This is a genomic window from Microbacterium croceum, assembly GCF_023091245.1.
Lineage (GTDB): Bacteria > Actinomycetota > Actinomycetes > Actinomycetales > Microbacteriaceae > Microbacterium > Microbacterium croceum.
Map to the genome: position 1 here is coordinate 821,054 of NZ_JAHWXN010000001.1, position 18,977 is coordinate 840,030.

Below are 18,977 nucleotides of genomic sequence, written 5' to 3' on the forward strand. Positions count from 1 at the left end.
ATGCAAGGTACTCGACTGTCCTGAGGAGACAAGTTCGTGAACTCACAGATCGATATCGCCGGCGGGCAACATTACCCGTCAAGCGGAGTAAGAAAGCGGGCCGCGCTGATCGCCACCGCGACCGTGTTCGCGATGGTCTTCGCAGGGACGGTGCCTGCCAATGCGGCTTCGGATTCCGACCCGGATGCTGTCGCTGAGGCTGTCGCGGAAGCAGCTCCCACCGATCTCGAAGCGTTGCCCGTCGAGCAGTTTGGCGACCTTTTGACGGCCTCTCTCGATGACGGCGGAACGGTTGCCACCGGGGTGGACGCCGCAGACGGCCTGACATTCTCATCGGCCGACGGTTCGCAGGTCGCGAATGTTGCGCTACCGGGAGGGACCGAGCTGAGCCAGGCGTCCGTCAGTGAAGACGGGTCGATCACTTTCGCGGGAGACAGAAGCGTCCCGTCCGTGAACGTCCTTGCTTCCGCGAATGCGGTGCGCGTCGCTACGGTGATCGCCTCGGCGGAGCAAACCGAGGAGTTCGCATACGATTTCGGGCATGAGGCGACTGTGGAGATCCGTGAGGACGGCGGCGCCCTCGTGGTGATTCCGGGTGCGGACGGAACCGAGGTGATCATCGCTGACATCGACACACCCTGGGCGACGGATGCCAGCGGTGCTCCCGTGTCGACCCACTACGTTGCTGAAAGTGGTGTTCTGACGCAGGTCGTTAGTCACCGTGCCGAGGGCGTCACCTATCCGGTGGTCGCCGATCCGAAGTTCGACAGCCCGAATGCCCTCCAGGTGCGGGTGCGGTTCACACGCGCCGAGACCGGCACCATCGCTGCGGGAGGGTGGGGCGGCGCGATCGGCTCATTCTCCTGTGGTGCGATGATGGCGGTCTGTGCGTTGGCGAGCGGCGTGCTGGTCTATCAGGCCGGTGTCGCCCAGCGGTCAAAGCCGAAGCGTTGCGTGCAGGTCACCGCCACGTCGCCCATCGTCATCCCGGGCCTTGTATGGTGGGTCGACACATACTCAGGCGGGGCGTGTAGATGATGAGTAACGCTTCGCCTTTCCGACCGACCCACAGGCCCGTCTGGCGACTGGTTTTCACGATCGTGGCCTTCGTCCTCTACGTCGCGGGGATCGCGCTCAGCGTGCGCGTTCCGGAGTATCGGCTCTGGTTGCAGCTTCCGGCGAACCTCATCCTGATGGTCTGGTTCTTCGTCATGCTCTGGCACCAGCGGCGTACCGACGCAGAGGGGGAAGGCCGAGCGACATGGTGGGGATTCCTCACTCGATCGTCGCGGCACTTCGCGCTGACGGTCGCCGTCTTCGCCACCTATGCGGCCTGCGTGCTCATCGCCGCGGTGCAGCCGTCGTGGCAGCCGACGCTGATCCTGCTCGGCGCGGTCCCCGCGGCCGTCTGGTTCCTGGTCGCGGCGGTGATCCACTTCCGCACGAGCGCCGCGACGACCGATCGCGCCGACTGACCCTGCACCCCCACGCATGAGAGAAGCGCACGCCCGGGGGGAGGGCGTGCGCTTCCCATCCCCAGGGGGATGGCGACGGATGCCGTGTTCGGGTCACGGCATCCGTCGGGCCTCAGGAGGCGTCGATGCCGCGACGCCGCCGCATCGCGACGATCGCCCCGCCGAGCGACAACAGCACCAGGCCGATGAGGATGCCGCCGATCGGCAGATCACCACCCGTGGAGCTGAGCTCATCGTCGCCCGGAGCGCTCACGCCGCCGGTGTCGGGGTCGCCGCCGTTGCCCGGCACGGCCGCCGCGGTGACCACGGCTGTGGCCGCACTCGTGGCCGAGCCCGTGCGGAACCCTTCCAGAGACCCGGTCACCGTGACCGAGATGCGCGCGCCGAGCGCGCTCGCGGGGATCGTGAACGTCGTGGCGGGATCCGCCGCCCGAGCCGCGCGCGCCGTGTTCACGACGGGTTCGCCGTCGATCGCCCACTCGTAGCTGAGCTGGGTGCCCTCGGGCCAGCCGTCGGAGCTCGCGGTCAGCGTCTGTCCGACGACGGCCTTGCCCGCGATGGTCGGTGCCGTGGTGGGTGCGAGCACCTGCATGACGTCGGCTTCGGCGACGCAGCCGTCGCACGTGCCGCCGAGCGTGGCGACGCGGCCGGTGACCGAGAAGGTGCCGCCGGGGGCGGTATCGATCACGGTCGCGCTGAAGGTGAGCTCGGCCGTCGTCGCCGGAGCCGTGCCGACCGGGACGTTCCAGGTCAGCGTCGTGCCGTCGAGCGTTGCTCCGGCCGGGATGGCGTCGAGCGTTGCGCGGGTCAGCAGCTCGCTCAGGTCGACCGTGATGACCGAAGACGCCAGGGGCACGAGGCCGGTGTTGGCGGCTGCGACCGTGTAGGTCACGGTGTCACCGACCGCGAGCGGGTCGGCCCCGGCATCCGTCACCGAGAGCGAGAGCTTGTCGGGCCAGGCGGGCTTGCCGGGCTCGAGGATCCAGTCGTTCCACAGAGTGGTGATGTCGCGGCCGGAGATCTCTTCGGCGAGGGCCTTGAGGTCGGCGGCGGTGCGGCTCTGGCCGGCGAAGCGCGTCTGCCACTCCTTGATCAGCGAGAAGAAGGCGTCGTCGCCGATGGAGATCTTCAGCGCCTCCCAGAACTGCGCGCTGCGCGTGTAGGTCTGGTAGCCGTAGAGGTCTTCCGAGGCCGTCTGTGCGCCGGGAGGGGTGTTCCAGTTCGCGCTGCTCGAGGCCGTGCGGTTCCACGACGAGTAGTAGCTCTGCTCGGTGCTCGTTCCGCTGCCGAAGCCGGCCGTGCTGTTGTAGTGCGTCGGGCCCCAGGTGGCCATGCCCTCGCCGATCCAGATGTCGGTCCACGTGGTCGGAGCGACGTTGTCGCCGTACCACTGGTGCACGAGCTCGTGGATGAGCGTGTTGCCGTTGACCGAACTGGTGCTCGGGAAGAACGACCGGTCCTGCGTCTCGAGCGCGTAGTTCACGCCGCTCGGCACGGTGTCGACGATCACGCCGGTGCTGTTGCCCGGGTAGGGGCCGTACATCGACTCGAGGTTGCGCGTGATGGTCTCGAGTTGAGCGACGCGGTTGCGGATCGTGGTCTTGTTGCCGTCGCTGAGGCCCGAGTCCATGAACGACCACGAGGGGATGTTGCGACCATCCGTCAGCGTGATCGAACCCTCGATCACGTCGAAGCGGCCGATCGCGATGACCGCGAGCTCGGAGGCCATCTGCTTGTCCTGACGCCACACCCAGGTCGTGCGGTCGCCGGAGACGGTCTTGGACTTCAGCTCGCCGTTGCTGGCGACGGCCGCATCACCCGTGACGCCCGAGGCGTTCGCGAGCACCGAGGGCGCATCGACCGAGATCGTGTAGGTCGCCTTGTCGCCCGGGGTGTTGTTGTGCGGGAACCCGGCCATCATGCCGATCGGCTGTCCGAGCAGGATCGCTCCGTCGTTCGTGCCGTTCCATCCCTCGTAGCTGCCGTCGGTGTCGACGTGGCGCTCGGGGGTGCCGCTGTAGGTGACCGCGACCGTGAACTCGCCGTCGACCGGCGTGGCCGGGGTGACGATGAGCTTGTACTTCACGGCATCCGCGTCGATGTCGCGCTCCCACGTCGCGGGGGCGCCGTTGACGGTGACAGCCGAGATGGTCATGCCTTCGAAGTCGAGCGAGAAGCTGCGCAGCGGCGAGAGCGCCTTGGCGGTCATGGTGGTCGTAGCCGTCGTGATGTCGCCGGTGATGAGGCCGCCGGCGACGCCGGTCGGGCTCCAGGCGAGGGACACGTCGTAGTTCAGGGCGTCGTAGCCGCCGTTGCCGACGTTCGGGAACATCGCGTCGCCGGAGGTGCGGGGGCCGTCGATCGGGCCGTCGGCCGCGGTGGCGGGAACGGAGGTGACGAGGAGGGATCCGGCGAGCAGCGCGGTGACCGGGAGGGTCGCGAGCATTCGCCGACGGGCAGGGGAGGTCAGTCGGAGCATGGGTGCTTTCGGGTTGGCATGGCGAGGGCGACCGATCACGTCGTCGTGGTGCGGGGTGGGCTTGTGGCCCGGAGGGATACGTATGAAACGTATGGAACGTATGTTTCGGCAATATATCGTGTTCCTCACGGTTCGGTTGCGGCGAGATTTTCTGCGCGCGGACCGGGAGAATTGTTCGACGCTGTCCAGCTAAGGTCGCGCAGCACCATGGTTCGAGTCCCCGAGACGGACTCGGCCGCGAGGGGTCAAGACGCGCCGCGCTGAGGCGTGTGGGGTCGGCGCGTCTTGACCCCTCACGCGCAGGCCGGGTATGCGCAGGGGCGTGCGACGGCCGAGGGGTGGGGGAGTTGTGGGGGTGAGGCTATCGCCCGGTGGTGCCGGTCTCGTTCTGTTGGGTGCCGCCGGCCGGATAGCGCCCTGAGGGATCCATGAGGACTTGCCGCCAGTAAGGTTCGCCGCGGAATGCAGGTTCGTCACGGCGGACAGCGGCAGATGCGAGCACGCTCGTGGTGGCGCAGACGATTCCGAAGATGGGTCCCGCCCAGTCCGCGGTCGGGCCCAGCGCGATGGCTCCGATGAAGGCTGCCGCGACGACGAGAAGAGGGGCGAGGGTCAGCATCCAGCGATGCGGCCCCGTGGTTCGCGCTCCGAACATCAGACCCGCGCTCACAGCGAGGAGTACTGCGACGGTGTTGATCAGCATGCATCCTCTTCTCGTTGACGTAGAAAGGAAACGATCGACGTCTTCCGAGCAACTAAAGCACGCATACGAGGGCGCAGTCCTGGGGGGTCTGCGCGGATCCTGACGTGCGCGTTCGTAGGCGCCGCCGTCCGGATCATGCGGCCTCGCATCTATCCCGCCCCGCGCCCGAGCGCTACTGTGCAGGAATGGATGCGACTCAGGATGCTGCGCAGGAGCGCGCTGCGGATGCTCGATTCGACGACGTCATGGTCGAGGAGGCCGAGCTGCGGGAGAAGCAACGGATGCTGGCGCGGAGGTTCTCGTGGAGCGTCGCCTGGATCGTGCCGCTGGTCACACTGATCGTCGGCATCTGGCTCACGAGCGCTGGGACGATCGAGGGGCTCAACGACCTGGGCGATGGCACATTCGAGGCCACGTATCGCGTGGTCTGGCCGGCCGGGCTCGTGCTTCTCGGAGTCGGAGCTCTCGGTGTGGTCGCGGCGGCCATCACCACCGCAGTGGTCACGACCGACCGCTGAGCATCTGCCCGTAGACGCGACAGCGCCCCCGCCGACCGGCAGGGGCGTTGTCTTCGCGGATGCGACTTACTGCACCGACCATCCGCCGTCGGAGGCGAGGATGGCGCCGTTGATGTTCACGGCGTCGTCCGACAGCAGGAACGTGATCGACGCGGCCAGGTGCTCGGCGGTCGCGATGGTCGGGATCGCCTGCTGGAATGGAGCCAGTCGACCCGAGCCGTACTCCGACATGTGCGGGGGCATCGGGATGCCCGTGGCCACGCCGCCGGGGGCGACGGAGTTCACGCGGATGCCCTTCGGCCCGTACATGAACGCCGCGGACTTCGTGACGCCGATGATGCCGTGCTTGCTGGCGGTGTAGGCGTTACCCGAGGCGTTGCCGCGCAGGCCCGCTTCGCTCGAGACGTTGAGGATCGAGCCGCGGCCCGCTGCCTCCATGATCGGGAGCACGGCGCGCATGAGCTTGAACGGTGCGGTGAGGTTGATCGCGATGACGCGGTCCCACACGGCATCCGTCGTCTCGCCTGCGGGGGAGAAGTCGTCGTTGATGCCGGCGACGTTCGCGAGGGCGTCGATGTGGTCGCCTGCGGCGGCGAGCACGGCATCGATCGCGTCCTGCTTCGTGAGGTCGCCGGGGACCGTGACGATGTCGGCATCCGGCAGCTCCGTCTTGAGGGCCTCGAGCTTCTCGGCGGCGATGTCGCTGGCGATCACGCGTCCGCCTTCGCGGGCGATGCGGGATGCCGTGGCCTTGCCGATGCCGGACGCCGCTCCGGTGACGATGACGGTCTTGCTGGCGAAACGTCCGGTCGTGGGCTTCTCGGTCCAGCCCTCGTCGCCGGTGTCTTCGGGGATCTCGCCGCCGTTGGCCGCGCGCACGAGGTCGTCGACGACAGACTGCGGGAGGGCGCCCTGGCTCATCGCGACCAGTTGCTGCAGCGGGAGGCCCAGCACCGGGGTGAGCAGTTCGGGATCGGCGCCCGTCTTCTCGAACAGGCCGCGGATGAGCGGACCGCCGGTGGGGTCGTTCAGCCAGTCGCCGATGGTGGAGTGAGCGGTGAGGGCCATTTGTTCTCCTTGTTCGAGTTTCGCAACGGTGCGTCTACTTATGTTCGAGTCTACGCCTGAGTACGCTCGAATGGTGCCCCGTCCTCGCAGTGAAAAAGCGCGCCAGTCCGTTCTGGAGGCGATGCGCGTTGCCCTGTCGGCCGGTGGCTACGAGGCCGTGACGATCGAGGGGCTCGCGGAGTCTGCCGGGGTGTCGAAGCAGACGATCTACCGCTGGTGGGGGTCGAAGGCGGCGATCCTCGGGGAGGCACTGCGCGAGGGGTCGGTGCCCGGAGCGGATGCCGCCGTGCCCTTCTCGGATGATCTGGGTGCCGACCTGCGGGCGTGGTTCTCGGCGGTGTCGGCCGGGCTGGCGGATGCGGATGGCGTCGCCGTCGCGCGAGCGCTGATCGTGGTGACCGCGTCGGACCCGGCGCTGGGGCTGGAGCTGAACGAGAAGCTGGCTGCACCGATCCGGGAGTGGGTGACGTCGCGCCTGTCGCTCGCGGTTGCCGCGGGTGATGTGCGGGCGGACGTGGATGCTGCCGCGGTTGCGGATCAGTTCATCGCGATGGCGAGTTATGCAGCGCTGTTGGGGCGGCCGTTGGGAGATGCACGGGTGGACGCGACGGTGGGAGTGCTGCTGCGGGGGATTGTGGCGTAGGCGCCGGAGGCTCAGCGCTCCCGGATCTTGCGCAGGTCAGCCGCGTCGATGTCCTGGAATCCGATCGTGACCGGAGCGAGCCGGGTGCTGCGGGCGGCCCCTTCGCGATCTGTGTACTCGAGCGTGGGGCTGAAGATGTGGAAGTCCACATCGTCGCTGCATGACAGTGCGACGGTGACGGATGCGGACTCCGGATGCAGCTGGACCTCGTCGGCCTGGACGTCGCTCGAGCCGGTGCTGAATGACTCCAGCGATGCGGTCGATGCGGGAACGGGGAAGTCGGCGCTCGTGCATCCCGACATGGCGACGACCTCGGCGCCGGCATCCCGGGTCGCGAACTGGTCGGCGGCGACCGCCATGAAGGCCCATGATCCGACGTCGACTCGGATGGGATCTTTCGTATCGGCGTAGATCAGCCCGACGGTCTCGAAAGCGATGCCGTCAGCTGTCGGGATGATGTTGAAGGCCACGTTCCCCAGGTCGAAGCCGTCGGAACCCTCGCCGCGGATGACCTCGAAGTCGCCGGGTCCGACTGCGGCGCCGCCCGGCAGATCGATGCCGGTGAGATCGGTCCAGATCGGGTCATCCTTCGCTGCGGCGAAGATCAGGTTGACCGGGTAGGCCTGTCCTGTCGGGTAGACGACTTCCGCCGACGTGAGCGCGAAGGATGGCGCGACGGGCTCGCCCTGCGCAGGAGCGCAAGAGGTGGCCGCGGTGATGGTGAGAAGGAGGAGCGTTGCTGCCGCCGCCCGAGTGCGTGCCGTCATGTCACTGGTAGTAGACGACGAGGTATTGGTCCTTCGTTGGTGTGTACAGGTCTCCGTAGGTCCACGTCGCACCGGAGACGGGCTTCCCGCTCTGGAAGTAGGCCGTCTTCACCCGATACTTGTTGTAGTTCGACGCCAGGCCGAGCTTGGAGTATTTGCTGCTGCTCGCGGCGATGTTGATGGTGATCGAGTAGTCCTTGGTCACGCTCGCCGTGGCGCCGATGTTGCCCGCCGCGACGGGCCCGGTGATTCCCAGGCCTGCGGAGATGGTGGAGCTCACAGTGGTGGATGCGCTCCAGGAGTAGCCGGTTGACTTCGCCCATGCGTCGGTGAGATGTTTCACGAACTGGCGAGCGCGGCCGCCAGGCTGGTGATGCGAGATCGTGCCTTCATGTGTTTCCCCCCAGAAATGTTCGTGCGCTGTGTCTGAGTGACATACAAGTCCACATATGAGGACGATTGCAATATATAGGGAGACGATATGGGTTGCTTGATCGAGTCAGAGCTCGGTGGAACTGGTGCGCGAACCCAGCCCTAGCCTGGCGCGATGGCATCGGTTGAAACGTTCTGCGCCCCGGAGTGGGTCACGTTCCGCTCGGGGTTCGATTGACCGATCGATCGTCGACGATCTTCGAACGGGCAGCTTTGGTTCGCCCATCCGCAAACCGCGCCTGCGCTCGGTCGTGACGGCGGGGAACCTCGACGAGCTCCGTGGCCTTCGGCAACCCCATCGGCTTCGTCGATGCGTACACGCTCTCGGCGGTGTCGATGAGGAAGGTCTCGTGCCAGATGCCGACTGCTCCCGGAGCCTTTCGGGCCATCTTGTTGAAGCGGGTCCAGGCCGGACGATGCTCCTGCGAAGGACTGGATGCATAGGCGTAGAGCTTGTCGACGGATGACCAGTACTGCACGACGTAGGGTCCGCCGGCGCCGAGGAGCAGGTGGAAGCCGAGCAGGCCCGAGTCGGTGTCGATGGAGAGTTCTCGCAGCATCCGCGGCATGGCGAGGAAGGGCGGCAACCACAGGTCGGGGCGCCACCAGCGGTTGATCTGCATCCCGATGTGGAACACGACGAGCTCCCCGTCGTGGCGGTGGGTCATGCGGCCCGGGATGATCTTCGACATGATGACTCCTCTTAGTTGGATAGTTTCACTATCCATAATGGATAGCGCTACTATCGAAGTCAAGAGGTGGCGATGAGAATTTCCGAACTGTCAGCCCAGACCGGCGTGACCGTGCCGACGATCAAGTACTACCTGCGCGAGGGTCTGCTGCCCGAGGGGGAGCGGTCATCTGCGACTCAGGCTGCATACTGCGAGAAGCACGTGGAGCGGCTGCGGGTGATCCGGGCGCTGCTCGATGCCGGCGTGAGCATCGCCGAGACGCGACGGGTGCTGGCGGCGCTGGATGATCCGCCGGCGAACCCGCACGAGCTGCTCGGGACCGCGCATGCGGCGATCACTCCCCCGGTGGATGAAGCCCTGGATCTGACCGAGGCCGAGCGGCTGGTCGAGGGACTCGGGTGGAAGCCCGGGATGTGCGACGAAGCTGTGCTGCACGCGGTTGCTCGGGCGCTGCAGGGGTTGGAGCGAGCCGGATTCACCGTGCCGGATGCAGTGATGGCGGAGTACCTCGCGAGCGCACGGCGGATCGCGGATGCCGAGCTCGCGGGCGTGCCGGAGGAGTCTGCGGAAGCCGCGGTGCGCTACGTGGTGCTGGGGTCGGTGCTGGTGGAGCCGTTGTTGTTGGCGTTGCGGCGGGTGGCGCAGCAGGTGAGTTCGGGGGAGCGGTTTGGTGGGAGCGTCGGCTAGCGCGCGAGGAGCGCGGAGAGCCGTTCCCGAAGCGTCGGATCGCACACATACACATACGTTCCACGCATTCCGCGAGTCAGCAGCACCCCATAGATGTTCCTGATGAAAGTCAGCAAGTCATCGTCCCCAAAGGCATCCTTGAGGTGCCCCGTGTTCTCCTTGCCCTTCTTGTCACGGTAGTTGTCGCGGTCGGCGACGATGAGCCCGGTCTCGGGATCGAGGCGGAGATCCGGTCCGATGATGACGCCGGCGTAGTTGAGGTCGTACCCCTGAACGGTATGGATAGAGCCGACCTCTTCGAGGGAACCTGACGAGTTGATCCAGTCCTTATCTGTGCCGTTCCACCTCATGCGCTCGCCGTCGAGCTCGATGTCGAAGGCACTGGGGTTCTTCTTCGAAACCCAGTCCCATGCGTAGCCGGCGACAAACCGTGAGAGGCCGACCTCAGCATCCCTCTGACGGATAGCGGCACGCATCTCACCGAGATCGTCGAAGAGTCGGAGGTCATACTCGCCTAGGTCGGGGAGTGAGGGCGATTCGTCTCTCAGCAGAGCCCGGACAAACTCGACGTAGTCGGCACCGGCTTGAACGCGCATCTGAGTAGTCAGGCGGAAGAACCGGTGCGCATCGTTGGCCGCCCGCAATTCAGCCGCCAGGATCGTCGGTGAAAGGTCGTGCGGTCGCACGCTCTGTTCGCCATCGACGAGCAGGAGCTGATGACGGCTCCGAGCCTTGATCCAGTCGAGCTGCGTGTAGCGCGGGTCATCTTCGCCGAACAGAGCCGCATTGATGTCACGGAACTTCTTGTTCTGGACACCGGATGCTTGATTCGCTCGCTGTCCGAGACGATGGGTCTCATCGACCAGCACGAGGTCGAACTCAGCATCAGACTCTCCGAGCTGGAAGGGTGACATCACCATGCTTGCGTCGAGTTTCGGGGTCTTCTTGAAGACCTTCTTGACCGACTCGCGCAGCGACTGCTGCGGGATGACGAGCGCCATCCGAAGAGTCTTGAGAAGTTCGCGATTCTCAGGGACGAAGAACTCCGAGAACATCGAGTCGGGTTCGACACCGTCGTGGTCTTGGTAGTCGCGAATGTCAGCGAGCAGCTTCATGAGGAAGATCGCGATGATCGTCTTCCCTGTCCCGGGGTTTCCCTGCACGACGAGCGTCGATCGAACGCCTGGATGCTGGAGGTCCTCGAGCAGGCCTTCGACGATGTCCATGATTGCGATCGCTTGATCATCGGTCAGCGCTTTGAACGGTGACAACTTGAAGAGGTCGGAGTTCTCGATCTGCGGGATGCTGCGTGAGAAGAGCCCTTCCGCTCGCAAGGCTTCGAAAACATCGCGGAAGGACTCCCGGTAGAGATCGCGATCGTAGTACTGCGAATCGGTCAGGCCATCGTTGCCGTTGAGGATGCGATATTGACCATCGCCCGAGAACCAGCGGATGAGGTGCGACTCGAGGTCGAGGCAGACCGACTTGTTGAAAGTGTGATCAATGACGACCCGGATCGATTCAAGGTCTTCGTTCTTCTTGGCCCCTGCGAGGTGCTGGCGCATCCGAGTTGCGGCGCTTACCGTCTCGCCGACGTAGAGACCGGGAGAACTGCGCCGGTTATCGCCTTCGATCACGTAGACGACGGGCCAGTTGGTGTGCCTGGCATCGTCCCGAGCCCAGGCGTCCACTGACTCGCGGCGAAAGGGAAGCCGCTGGATGTTGAATTCGGTCACTCTGGGGACTCGCCGAGCTCGGTGTACTTCGTCATCCGGCCCCTGGCCAGGTCGACGGGGTACTTTATCCTCGTCGACTCCAGCTTCTTCAAGACGATCTCGTCGAGGTCGACGCCGATCTTGTTGGCGAGGTGGATGCAGTAGGTGACGACATCAGCGAGCTCCGCCTCGACCTTTTCCTGTTCGAAGTCAGGAGACCACTGGAAGCACTCGAGGAGCTCGCCAGCCTCGATCGAGATGCTCTTCGCGAGGTTCTCTGGAGAGTGGAACTGATCCCAATCGCGCTCTGCGACAAAGGTGCGGAGGGCGGCCAGAGTCTCGGATGAAGGCATGATGTGACGCTAGCAGGACCTGTATACGGTCACCGGCGAAGTTGCGTGTGCGCGCCGTCAGCGCCGCTACTGTATGACCATGCCTATCGACCCGTTTCGCTTGCGTGTGGGAGATGTCGTCACACGAAGTGAGCTCGCCGTCGAGTACGGAGGGGCGACTCAGGGTGGAATTATCGCCAGCAGGCGCACGAACCGAGTTTTCATCTTCACTGATCACAGCGAGGGGAACCAGTTCGGATACGTGTACGACGGTTTCTCGAGCGACGGCAGCGTGTTGTTCTACACCGGGGCAGGGCAGAGCGGAGACCAGCTTGAGTCGGGGTCGAACTCACCGATCCTCACGCACGCGGAAAAGGGTCGATCACTTCACGCGTTCGTTGCTGACGGTTTTGTGGCTGGCACTCAAACGAAGCGCCAACGGTATCTCGGAGAGTTCATCCTCGACCCAAGCCGAGGGTTCGAACGGATGGCAGCCCCTGACCGGTGGGGCGCTTCGCGAACCGTAATAGTGTTTCGCCTGCTTGCCGTGACGGAGGTGCCTAGCTCTCTTGTAGAGAGAGTGGGTTTCAGCGGCATCACCGATCGACCCGGAGCGTTGGAAGTGCCGCTTGAGATCAACTCCAGGTTCTTCTTCGAAACCGCCCCTCGCGCTGCAAGCTCCGCGGTCCGCAAGGAGTCTCAGCTCGTAGACGAGTTTGTTGCGAATCAGGCTGGACACGAGTTCAAGCGATGGGCGATCAAGCTGCCAGAAGAGCGCTCACCTCTTCTGACTGACGTCTACGACCGGACTGATCGGGTTCTGTATGAGGCGAAGGCGATCGCGGGCAGGGCGGATCTTCGTATGGCTGTCGGGCAACTCTTTGACTATCGCCGACATGTCAACGTCGACAACCTTCGTTGCAGCGTGCTGCTGCCATCGCGTCCAAGCGCAGACCTTCGGGACTACCTTCAAGCCGCTGGCCTGGGGCTCGCGTATAAGGACGGAGATCGCTTCTCGTTCGAAGGGACAGCTACTGCTGCATAGCCTCAAGTTGTGAAGCAACAGCAGCGACTGCCGGTAGGTCAGCGGCGGCCCAGTCCAAGGACCTAAGTTCGGGGGCAGTGCACCAGCGCACCTCTGCATGCTCGACAGGGGCTGGCTCTCCAGCCTCAATCGAGGCGAAGTAGGTCGCCAGAACGATGGTCGCGAAGTCATACTCATGCCGCGTCTCGACGATCGGCGCCCCCACCCTGACCGTGCAGCCGAGCTCCTCGTATAGCTCGCGGACAAGCGCAGCTCGAGGGGACTCGCCTGGCTCGATTTTTCCGCCGGGGAACTCCCACAGGTTCGGCAGCGACATGGCCGTGCTTCGCTTTGCCGCAAGCACTCGACCATCACGCACGATCACCGCAGCTACGACATGAACTTGCTTGGGCATTCGAGTCCGATCCTTATGGGCAGCCTAGCGACTTGTGAACCGAACGCTGGTCGACCGCCGCGCGAAAGCCACGCCGACGCGGCTTTCGACCATGGTGTGGCCCATACGATGTTCCGGTTCCGCTATCGTCTGGATGAATGCGTGTTCAACGATGAACGGAGTGACGATGGAGTTTGCAGAGCGCCTCGATTCCCTGGCGACGAAAGTGAAGAACCAGGCAACCGCGATCGGGACCGAAGAAGCGACGAAGAACGCATTCGTGATGCCGTTCATCTCGACGATTCTCGGGTATGACGTCTTCGACCCCCTAGAGGTCGTGCCGGAGTTCACCGCAGACGTCGGTACCAAGAAGGGGGAGAAGATTGACTACGCGATCATGCGTGAGAGCGAAGTCCAGATTCTCATCGAGTGCAAGCCCTCTATGGGGCCGCTCAAGATCGAGCACGCCTCGCAGCTTTTCCGCTACTTCTCCGTCACCAACGCGCGCATCGCTGTCCTGACAAACGGTGTCCTCTGGCACTTCTACACAGACCTTGATGCACCGAACCGGATGGACGCGAAGCCGTTCCTCGTCCTCGACTTGCTTGACATTGACGAGACGTTGATCCCTGAGATTCAGAAGCTGAGCAAGGAGAGCTTCGATCTCGACTCGATCATTAGTGCGGCCGAGGAGCTCAAGTACATCGGTGCGCTCAAGCGCGAGATCGCAAGTCAGTTCCGCGAGCCGACCGACGAGTGGATCAAGTTCTTCGCCACACGCGTTTACGAAGGTTCGTACACGCAGAAGGTTCGTCAGCAGTTCACGAGCCTCGTAAGCAAGGCTGCGCAGCAGTTCCTCACCGAGCGAGTCAACGACCGGCTGAAGACCGCACTAGGAGTCAGCGGGATCACTCGCACCGCGGAAGCGCCGCCGGCGACCAGCGCCGAGGTCGTCGAGGCCGACCTTGACCGCGACACCGAGATCGAGACAACCCTGGAAGAGCTCGAGGGGTACCAGATCGTCAAGGCCATCGCCTGCGGTGATGTGAAGCCGCAGCGGGTGACACACAGAGATGCGAAGAGCTACTTCGCTGTGTTGTTGGACGACAACAACCGGAAGCCGATCGCCAGACTGCATTTCAACGGCAAGCAGAAGTACCTCGGCCTGCTGGACGAAGAGAAAGTCGAGACGCGGCATCCGATCGAGGAACTCGACGAGATATACGCCCATGCGGATGGCATCCGCGAGGCGGTGCGGCGCTACGCCTAGGTGGAGTGTCCGATCGAACCGGACGAAGCATGGTGGTGTATTGCGTTCGATCCGCAGCGTGGGCGCCGGAAGCTTGCCCCTCGCCGTACATAGCCTCAGCGCATGTCACTTGGATCGGTCGCCGATATCGTCACTGCGCTCACCGCCGTCTTTGCCCTGCTCGCTGCAATCGCCGCGACGCGTCACGCCCGTCAGCTGTTCGATGTGGAATCACGGCGGGACGAAGCCGCGGCCGCTCGCGAACGGCAGTCTCAGGCGAGCAAGGTCTTCGCGTGGGTCGCGTCCCGTATCGGGGACGAGACAACCTACGGAGTGGTCGTCGTGAACTCTTCCGAGCAGGCGATCTACGACGTCGAAGTGCGGGTGACCGACTCGCAATCCCATGAGCGCCGACCTGTCACGCTTACTATCCTCCCGCCCGGCGCCTATTACTTAGGAGAGAGCATGGAAGCGTATGGGTGGGAGTTTGCGTCACGCCTTCGGTCTTTCGATGACGAGATCCGTCCAGTTACGAAGTCAAAGAAGCGCCGAATACTAGGAATGTCGTTTCGCGACAGCTCAAATCTCGAGTGGACTCGCGATGGTGCAGGAACGCTCGCAACTGCCTAGGGCGAAGAAGAGCCCTACTCGAACCCACCCGTCAACCGCCCCCGCATCCGCTCACTCGCGTCATTCATCCCGACGATCTCCACCGTCTTCCCCAGCGCGGCATACTTCGTCTCGATCGCATCCAACGCGGCAACCGTCGACGCATCCCACACATGCGACCCCGACAGATCGATCACCACGCGAGACGGATCGTCCGAGTACGAGAACAACGTCGTCAGATCATTGCTCGACGCGAAGAACAGCTCGCCGTCGACCACATAGCGGGCAACAGAACCGGACACAGTCCGCGACACCGTCACGAAGTGCGCCACCCGCCGCACGAACAGCACCGACGCGACCAGCACCCCACCGACGACTCCGACCGCCAGGTTGTGCGTGATCAGCACCAGCACGACGGTGGCGACCATCACGAAGGTCTCGCTCTTCGGCATCCGCTTCAACGTCGACGGACGGATGCTGTGCCAGTCGAACGCCCCGATCGCGACCATGATCATCACGGCGACGAGTGCCGCCATGGGGATCGTCCCGACGAAGTCGCCGAACACGACCACCAGCAGGAAAAGGAAGATCCCAGCGCAGAACGTCGAGATGCGGGTCCGCGCGCCCGAGGCCTTCACGTTGATCATGGTCTGACCGATCACGGCGCAACCGCCCATGCCGCCGAAGATGCCCGACAGCACGTTCGCGACTCCCTGCGCCCACGCCTCACGGCTCTTGCGTGAGTGGGTGTCGGTGATCTCGTCGACGAGCTTCGCAGTGAGCAGCGACTCCAGCAGCCCCACCACCGCGACTCCGAGCGCGAACGGAGCGATGATCGTGAACGTCTCCCACGTCAACGGCACATCCGGCAAGAAGAGAGAGGGAAGGCTCCGCGGCAGCTCGCCCTGATCGCCGACGGTCGGCACGGTGATCGCGAACGTCAGCACGACGCCCGTCACGATCACGACCGACACCAGCGGCGCCGGCACGATCTTCGTGATCTTCGGCATCACGATCATCACGAGAATCCCGAGCGCCACCAGCGGATACACCAGCCACGGCACATCGATCAGCTGCGGGAACTGCGAGCTGAACACGAAGATCGCCAGCGCGTTCACGAACCCGACCATGACGCTGCGGGGGATGAACCGCATCAGCTTCGCGACGCCGACGACACCGAGGATCACCTGGAAGATGCCGGCGAGGATGACGGTCGCGATGAAGTAGTCGAGCCCGTACATCGGCGCGACCGGGGCGATCACGAGCGCGACGGCTCCGGTCGCCGCGGTCACCATCGCCGGACGTCCGCCGAGGAACGCGATCGACACCGCCATGATGAACGACGAGAACAGCCCCACCTTCGGGTCGACGCCCGCGATCACCGAGAACGCGATGGCCTCGGGGATGAGGGCGAGCCCGACGACGAGTCCGGCCAGCACCTCGCGCGTCAGCATCCGCGGGTTCTTCAGCGCGGTCAGCACAGAGGGATTCGCCCGATAGCGGGCACGATCATCGACCGTCGTCACAGACATGGATGCTCCAGGGGAAGGCGCCTCGAGAATGAGGCAGACGTTCCAGCGTAGAGCGGATGCCGGGCGGCTTTCGCCGGTGCCTGTCTCGTGCGGGTACCGGAGTCGTATGTGCGAAGGGGCAGCGCGACCTGATCCGCGCGAAGCGCCAGCCCCGAGACCGGATGGCCGTAGATCTCCTGCGATCACCCTCTGGTCTACCGAGTTCTACTCGTGTAGCGTTCGAGCAACCGCACCGGCGGATGACGCGTTCGAGGAGGAACGGTGATGCTGAAGAAGTCCCTGAAGACAACTGTGCTGAGGCTCATACCGGCGGCGTTGCTCGCCGTCGCGCTGGTGGCCTCCGCGGCTCCAGCTGCTGTCGCGGCGGGGCCCTGGTCGACTCCGACGCCCGTGTATGCGGCATCCTCGATCCAGACTCCCGGGTACGCCTACGCGCCCTCCGCCATCGCCGGCACGACGGAGCGATCGTTCGTCTGCCACAGTCGCGCCGCCGGCGATGTGCGCGACGACATCTTCCTCGTGAAGCGCACCGGCTCGACGGTGACCTCGAGCGCGTCGGTGCTGACGGCATCCGCCTCGGGCTGGGACTCGTTCCATATCTGCGACCCGAGCGTGGTGAGAGTCGACGCGACGCTCGGCGGGCAGAGCTACGACTACGCGATGTTCTACCTCGGCAACGATCAGAACTGCTCCTGCCACAACCAGATCGGCGTCGCGTACGCCGACAGCCTCGATGGCCCGTGGGTCAAGGCTCCGAACCCGGTCGTCGGTTTCAAGGCCGGCGCGAGCTCCTCCGAGTGGGGAGTGGGCCAGCCGAGCGCCACGACCATCGATGCCGCGGCGGGAACGGTGCTGCTCACCTGGACCGAGGGGTACTCGACGGGAACGGTCGCGAAGCTCGGGCAGGTGAGTCTGCTGTCGGGCACGCCGACGCTCTCGGGTGTCGGCGCCGTGCCCACGGCCGGCCTGCTCGACAGCTCGGGTGCTGCGGACTTCCTCAACAACTTCGACATCGCCTACTCGCCGCAGCGCGACCGCTTCTACCTGGTGCGCGAGATGCATCCGTATCCGTCGACGAGCCCCAACTACATCTCCACCGCGGTGCAGGTGCTGAGTATCTCCGGCGCGGGCATGTGGTCCGGCACCGGAACCTGGTCCGCTGAGGGCGTGATCGACAGCTCGGTCACCGGGGCGTCGCGCAGCCACAACCCGGGCTTCCTGCGCACGCAGTTCGGCACCCTGCCCGACGAATCGCAACTGACCGTGTTCGTCACGACCGCTTCTCTCGACCCGAACTCGCTCTGGTCGTACGCCATTGTGCGCACGACGGCGAGCCTCTGACAGCGTCGCGAGTGCATTTCCGCCACGCACTCGTGCACACATCGTCTACTCGAGTAAACTCGCTCGAGTGGCGCGACAGAAAGGAATGCGATGACGCATGACCACCTGGCACCGCGCAGGCGCCTGACCCGACGGCTGCTCGCGGCCGCGACCACCGCAGCTCTCGGAGCAGCTCTCCTCATCGGAGTCGCCCCCGCCACCGCCGACACCTCGCCGACCGGCGACGAGGCGTCCCGCACGCAGGCCCCGGTGACATGGGACCCGGCCTCGCAGCGGGAGGTCTACGCACCGGCCGACGGCTTCTACTCCTATGCCCCATCGGTCGTGCGCGACGGCGACACCGAATGGATCTGGACCTGTCACAACGACGAGTTCCGCGTGATCAAGGACCACATCTACCTGACGAAGATCGTCGACGGCGTCGTGGTCGACTCCCGGTCGGTGCTGGAGGCATCGCCCGCCCCGGCGTGGGACAGCTTTCACGTGTGCGACCCGAGCGTCGTCGCCGGGAAGTTCCGCTACCTGGGTGTGAAGTACTCGCTCGCGATGTTCTATCTGGGCAACGACCTCGATGCGAGCGCGCACAATCAGATCGGCGTCGCGTTCGCGAACAGTCCGGAGGGGCCGTGGGTCAAGCTTCCCGAGCCGATCGTGACGTTCGACCGCACCGACCAGTGGGGTGCCGGTCAGCCCACGGCGGTGATGATGCCCGGCAAGCCCGGCACGATTCTGCTCGGGTACACCCAGGGAGACACCTCGACACGCGCCTACGTGACCGAGGTGAATCTGAAGAAGGCCGAGGCCTTCACCACGACTGCTCCTGTGCAGTTGCCGACCTCGGGCCTGACCGGTACCGACGGTGCTCCGGACTATCTCAACGGCTTCGACCTGGTCTTCGACAAGAAGGGCGGTCAGTTCCTCACCGTGCGGGAACAGCATCCGTACGCCTTCGACAACCCCTGGTGGATCGGTCCCGCCGTGCAGGTGGCGACCATCCCACAGCGCGATCTGCTGCGCGGGCGAGGAACGTGGAAGCCCGTCGGTGACGTGAACGAGGCCCTGACCGGTTTCGACCGCAACCACAACGCCGGTTTCGCGCGGGACTGGCAAGGACATCTCGCGGAGAAGAACGCGGTGTCCGTCGTCTTCACGACGAGCTGTTCCAGCCTGCCGACGATCGACGACCAGGACTGGAGTCTCGCCACCTGTGACTCGCTCTACTCCTACGACCTGTGGTCGATCGACGGTGCCCTGAACAGACGACGATGAGCGTGGCGGGGTCGGCTCATCCCAGAGTCGGCCCCGCCTCCGCTCGTG

20 protein-coding genes are annotated in these 18,977 nt (G+C 64.8%); 10 read left to right on the forward strand and 10 right to left on the reverse strand.

All coding sequences use genetic code 11. The features are described 5' to 3' along the window. Positions 1–36 precede the first annotated feature (36 nt). Both KZC51_RS03860 and KZC51_RS03865 read left to right on the forward strand, forming a co-directional pair. The gene (locus KZC51_RS03860; RefSeq protein ID WP_247628695.1) at positions 37–1,038 is read left to right on the forward strand and encodes a hypothetical protein; all 1,002 of its coding nucleotides are present in this window, start codon (positions 37–39) and stop codon (positions 1,036–1,038) included. A 62-nt stretch (positions 1,039–1,100) separates the two neighbouring features. Next, complete coding sequence (locus tag KZC51_RS03865; protein WP_247628696.1) at positions 1,101–1,475, forward strand: hypothetical protein; 375 nt, start codon at positions 1,101–1,103, stop codon at positions 1,473–1,475. Positions 1,476–1,587: 112 nt separating this feature from the next. Here KZC51_RS03865 and KZC51_RS03870 read toward each other — a convergent pair whose 3' ends face one another. Then, the gene (locus KZC51_RS03870) at positions 1,588–3,954 is read right to left on the reverse strand and encodes a M1 family metallopeptidase (protein WP_247628697.1); all 2,367 of its coding nucleotides are present in this window, start codon (positions 3,952–3,954) and stop codon (positions 1,588–1,590) included. A 361-nt stretch (positions 3,955–4,315) separates the two neighbouring features. After that, positions 4,316–4,657: a hypothetical protein gene (locus KZC51_RS03875; protein ID WP_247628698.1), complete on the reverse strand. Its 342-nt coding sequence runs from the start codon at positions 4,655–4,657 to the stop codon at positions 4,316–4,318. Positions 4,658–4,842: 185 nt separating this feature from the next. Here KZC51_RS03875 and KZC51_RS03880 point away from each other — a divergent pair, with 185 nt between their 5' ends. Continuing rightward, entirely contained in the window at positions 4,843–5,175 is a 333-nt protein-coding gene (locus tag KZC51_RS03880) for a hypothetical protein (protein WP_247628699.1), read from the forward strand. Between the two features lie 66 nt (positions 5,176–5,241). On the opposite strand, the gene KZC51_RS03885 is transcribed toward KZC51_RS03880, so the two are convergent. Next, positions 5,242–6,243 (reverse strand): SDR family NAD(P)-dependent oxidoreductase, encoded by a 1,002-nt coding sequence (locus tag KZC51_RS03885; protein ID WP_247628700.1) that lies wholly within the window; start codon positions 6,241–6,243, stop codon positions 5,242–5,244. 121 nt (positions 6,244–6,364) lie between these two features. On the opposite strand from KZC51_RS03885, the gene KZC51_RS03890 reads away from it, so the two are divergent. Next, a complete protein-coding gene (locus KZC51_RS03890; protein WP_247628701.1) occupies positions 6,365–6,886 on the forward strand; it encodes a TetR/AcrR family transcriptional regulator in 522 nt (173 codons plus the stop codon). Between the two features lie 11 nt (positions 6,887–6,897). Here KZC51_RS03890 and KZC51_RS03895 read toward each other — a convergent pair whose 3' ends face one another. The 3 genes from KZC51_RS03895 to KZC51_RS03905 all read right to left on the reverse strand — a co-directional run bounded on the left by KZC51_RS03895 (position 6,898) and on the right by KZC51_RS03905 (position 8,777). After that, a complete protein-coding gene (locus KZC51_RS03895) occupies positions 6,898–7,653 on the reverse strand; it encodes a hypothetical protein (protein ID WP_247628702.1) in 756 nt (251 codons plus the stop codon). A 1-nt stretch (position 7,654) separates the two neighbouring features. Further along, positions 7,655–7,933 (reverse strand): hypothetical protein, encoded by a 279-nt coding sequence (locus KZC51_RS03900; protein ID WP_247628703.1) that lies wholly within the window; start codon positions 7,931–7,933, stop codon positions 7,655–7,657. 304 nt (positions 7,934–8,237) lie between these two features. Further along, positions 8,238–8,777 carry a DUF4188 domain-containing protein gene (locus tag KZC51_RS03905; protein WP_247628704.1) on the reverse strand — a complete coding sequence of 180 codons (540 nt, stop codon included), beginning with the start codon at positions 8,775–8,777 and terminating at the stop codon, positions 8,238–8,240. A gap of 72 nt (positions 8,778–8,849) precedes the next feature. Here KZC51_RS03905 and KZC51_RS03910 point away from each other — a divergent pair, with 72 nt between their 5' ends. Further along, positions 8,850–9,464 (forward strand): MerR family transcriptional regulator, encoded by a 615-nt coding sequence (locus KZC51_RS03910; RefSeq protein WP_247628705.1) that lies wholly within the window; start codon positions 8,850–8,852, stop codon positions 9,462–9,464. Here the strand turns inward: KZC51_RS03910 and KZC51_RS03915 are convergent. Together KZC51_RS03915 and KZC51_RS03920 are read right to left on the reverse strand one after the other, a co-directional pair. Beyond that, complete coding sequence (locus KZC51_RS03915; RefSeq protein WP_247628706.1) at positions 9,461–11,200, reverse strand: DNA/RNA helicase domain-containing protein; 1,740 nt, start codon at positions 11,198–11,200, stop codon at positions 9,461–9,463. The genes KZC51_RS03910 and KZC51_RS03915 overlap by 4 nt on opposite strands. Further along, on the reverse strand, positions 11,197–11,532 hold the full coding sequence (locus tag KZC51_RS03920) for a nucleotide pyrophosphohydrolase (RefSeq protein ID WP_247628707.1): 336 nt from the start codon (positions 11,530–11,532) through the stop codon (positions 11,197–11,199). The genes KZC51_RS03915 and KZC51_RS03920 overlap by 4 nt, the downstream gene beginning before the upstream one ends. A gap of 79 nt (positions 11,533–11,611) precedes the next feature. On the opposite strand from KZC51_RS03920, the gene KZC51_RS03925 reads away from it, so the two are divergent. Then, positions 11,612–12,556 carry an SRA domain-containing endonuclease gene (locus KZC51_RS03925; RefSeq protein WP_247628708.1) on the forward strand — a complete coding sequence of 315 codons (945 nt, stop codon included), beginning with the start codon at positions 11,612–11,614 and terminating at the stop codon, positions 12,554–12,556. Here the strand turns inward: KZC51_RS03925 and KZC51_RS03930 are convergent. Continuing rightward, positions 12,543–12,950, reverse strand: a complete 408-nt coding sequence (locus KZC51_RS03930) for a (deoxy)nucleoside triphosphate pyrophosphohydrolase (protein ID WP_247628709.1) — start codon at positions 12,948–12,950, stop codon at positions 12,543–12,545. The genes KZC51_RS03925 and KZC51_RS03930 overlap by 14 nt on opposite strands. A 166-nt stretch (positions 12,951–13,116) precedes the next feature. Between KZC51_RS03930 and KZC51_RS03935 the strand changes: the two genes are divergently transcribed. Continuing rightward, the gene (locus KZC51_RS03935; RefSeq protein ID WP_247628710.1) at positions 13,117–14,199 is read left to right on the forward strand and encodes a type I restriction endonuclease; all 1,083 of its coding nucleotides are present in this window, start codon (positions 13,117–13,119) and stop codon (positions 14,197–14,199) included. A gap of 102 nt (positions 14,200–14,301) precedes the next feature. After that, on the forward strand, positions 14,302–14,808 hold the full coding sequence (locus KZC51_RS03940; protein ID WP_247628711.1) for a hypothetical protein: 507 nt from the start codon (positions 14,302–14,304) through the stop codon (positions 14,806–14,808). 14 nt (positions 14,809–14,822) lie between these two features. On the opposite strand, the gene KZC51_RS03945 is transcribed toward KZC51_RS03940, so the two are convergent. Further along, positions 14,823–16,319 (reverse strand): SulP family inorganic anion transporter, encoded by a 1,497-nt coding sequence (locus KZC51_RS03945; protein ID WP_247628712.1) that lies wholly within the window; start codon positions 16,317–16,319, stop codon positions 14,823–14,825. A 264-nt stretch (positions 16,320–16,583) separates the two neighbouring features. Between KZC51_RS03945 and KZC51_RS03950 the strand changes: the two genes are divergently transcribed. Both KZC51_RS03950 and KZC51_RS03955 read left to right on the forward strand, forming a co-directional pair. Continuing rightward, the gene (locus KZC51_RS03950; protein WP_247628713.1) at positions 16,584–17,660 is read left to right on the forward strand and encodes a glycoside hydrolase family protein; all 1,077 of its coding nucleotides are present in this window, start codon (positions 16,584–16,586) and stop codon (positions 17,658–17,660) included. Positions 17,661–17,750: 90 nt separating this feature from the next. Continuing rightward, complete coding sequence (locus KZC51_RS03955; protein WP_247628714.1) at positions 17,751–18,929, forward strand: glycoside hydrolase family protein; 1,179 nt, start codon at positions 17,751–17,753, stop codon at positions 18,927–18,929. Positions 18,930–18,977 lie beyond the last annotated feature (48 nt).

Coding starts and splice junctions, on each gene's coding strand:
- KZC51_RS03870 (WP_247628697.1), bottom strand. CDS start 3,954: ATGCTCCGACTGACCTCCCCTGCCCGTCGGCGAATGCTCGCGACCCTC.
- KZC51_RS03875 (WP_247628698.1), bottom strand. CDS start 4,657: ATGCTGATCAACACCGTCGCAGTACTCCTCGCTGTGAGCGCGGGTCTG.
- KZC51_RS03880 (WP_247628699.1), top strand. CDS start 4,843: ATGGATGCGACTCAGGATGCTGCGCAGGAGCGCGCTGCGGATGCTCGA.
- KZC51_RS03885 (WP_247628700.1), bottom strand. CDS start 6,243: ATGGCCCTCACCGCTCACTCCACCATCGGCGACTGGCTGAACGACCCC.
- KZC51_RS03890 (WP_247628701.1), top strand. CDS start 6,365: ATGCGCGTTGCCCTGTCGGCCGGTGGCTACGAGGCCGTGACGATCGAG.
- KZC51_RS03895 (WP_247628702.1), bottom strand. CDS start 7,653: ATGACGGCACGCACTCGGGCGGCGGCAGCAACGCTCCTCCTTCTCACC.
- KZC51_RS03905 (WP_247628704.1), bottom strand. CDS start 8,777: ATGTCGAAGATCATCCCGGGCCGCATGACCCACCGCCACGACGGGGAG.
- KZC51_RS03910 (WP_247628705.1), top strand. CDS start 8,850: ATGAGAATTTCCGAACTGTCAGCCCAGACCGGCGTGACCGTGCCGACG.
- KZC51_RS03920 (WP_247628707.1), bottom strand. CDS start 11,532: ATGCCTTCATCCGAGACTCTGGCCGCCCTCCGCACCTTTGTCGCAGAG.
- KZC51_RS03925 (WP_247628708.1), top strand. CDS start 11,612: ATGCCTATCGACCCGTTTCGCTTGCGTGTGGGAGATGTCGTCACACGA.
- KZC51_RS03930 (WP_247628709.1), bottom strand. CDS start 12,950: ATGCCCAAGCAAGTTCATGTCGTAGCTGCGGTGATCGTGCGTGATGGT.
- KZC51_RS03935 (WP_247628710.1), top strand. CDS start 13,117: ATGGAGTTTGCAGAGCGCCTCGATTCCCTGGCGACGAAAGTGAAGAAC.
- KZC51_RS03940 (WP_247628711.1), top strand. CDS start 14,302: ATGTCACTTGGATCGGTCGCCGATATCGTCACTGCGCTCACCGCCGTC.
- KZC51_RS03945 (WP_247628712.1), bottom strand. CDS start 16,319: ATGTCTGTGACGACGGTCGATGATCGTGCCCGCTATCGGGCGAATCCC.
- KZC51_RS03950 (WP_247628713.1), top strand. CDS start 16,584: ATGCTGAAGAAGTCCCTGAAGACAACTGTGCTGAGGCTCATACCGGCG.
- KZC51_RS03955 (WP_247628714.1), top strand. CDS start 17,751: ATGACGCATGACCACCTGGCACCGCGCAGGCGCCTGACCCGACGGCTG.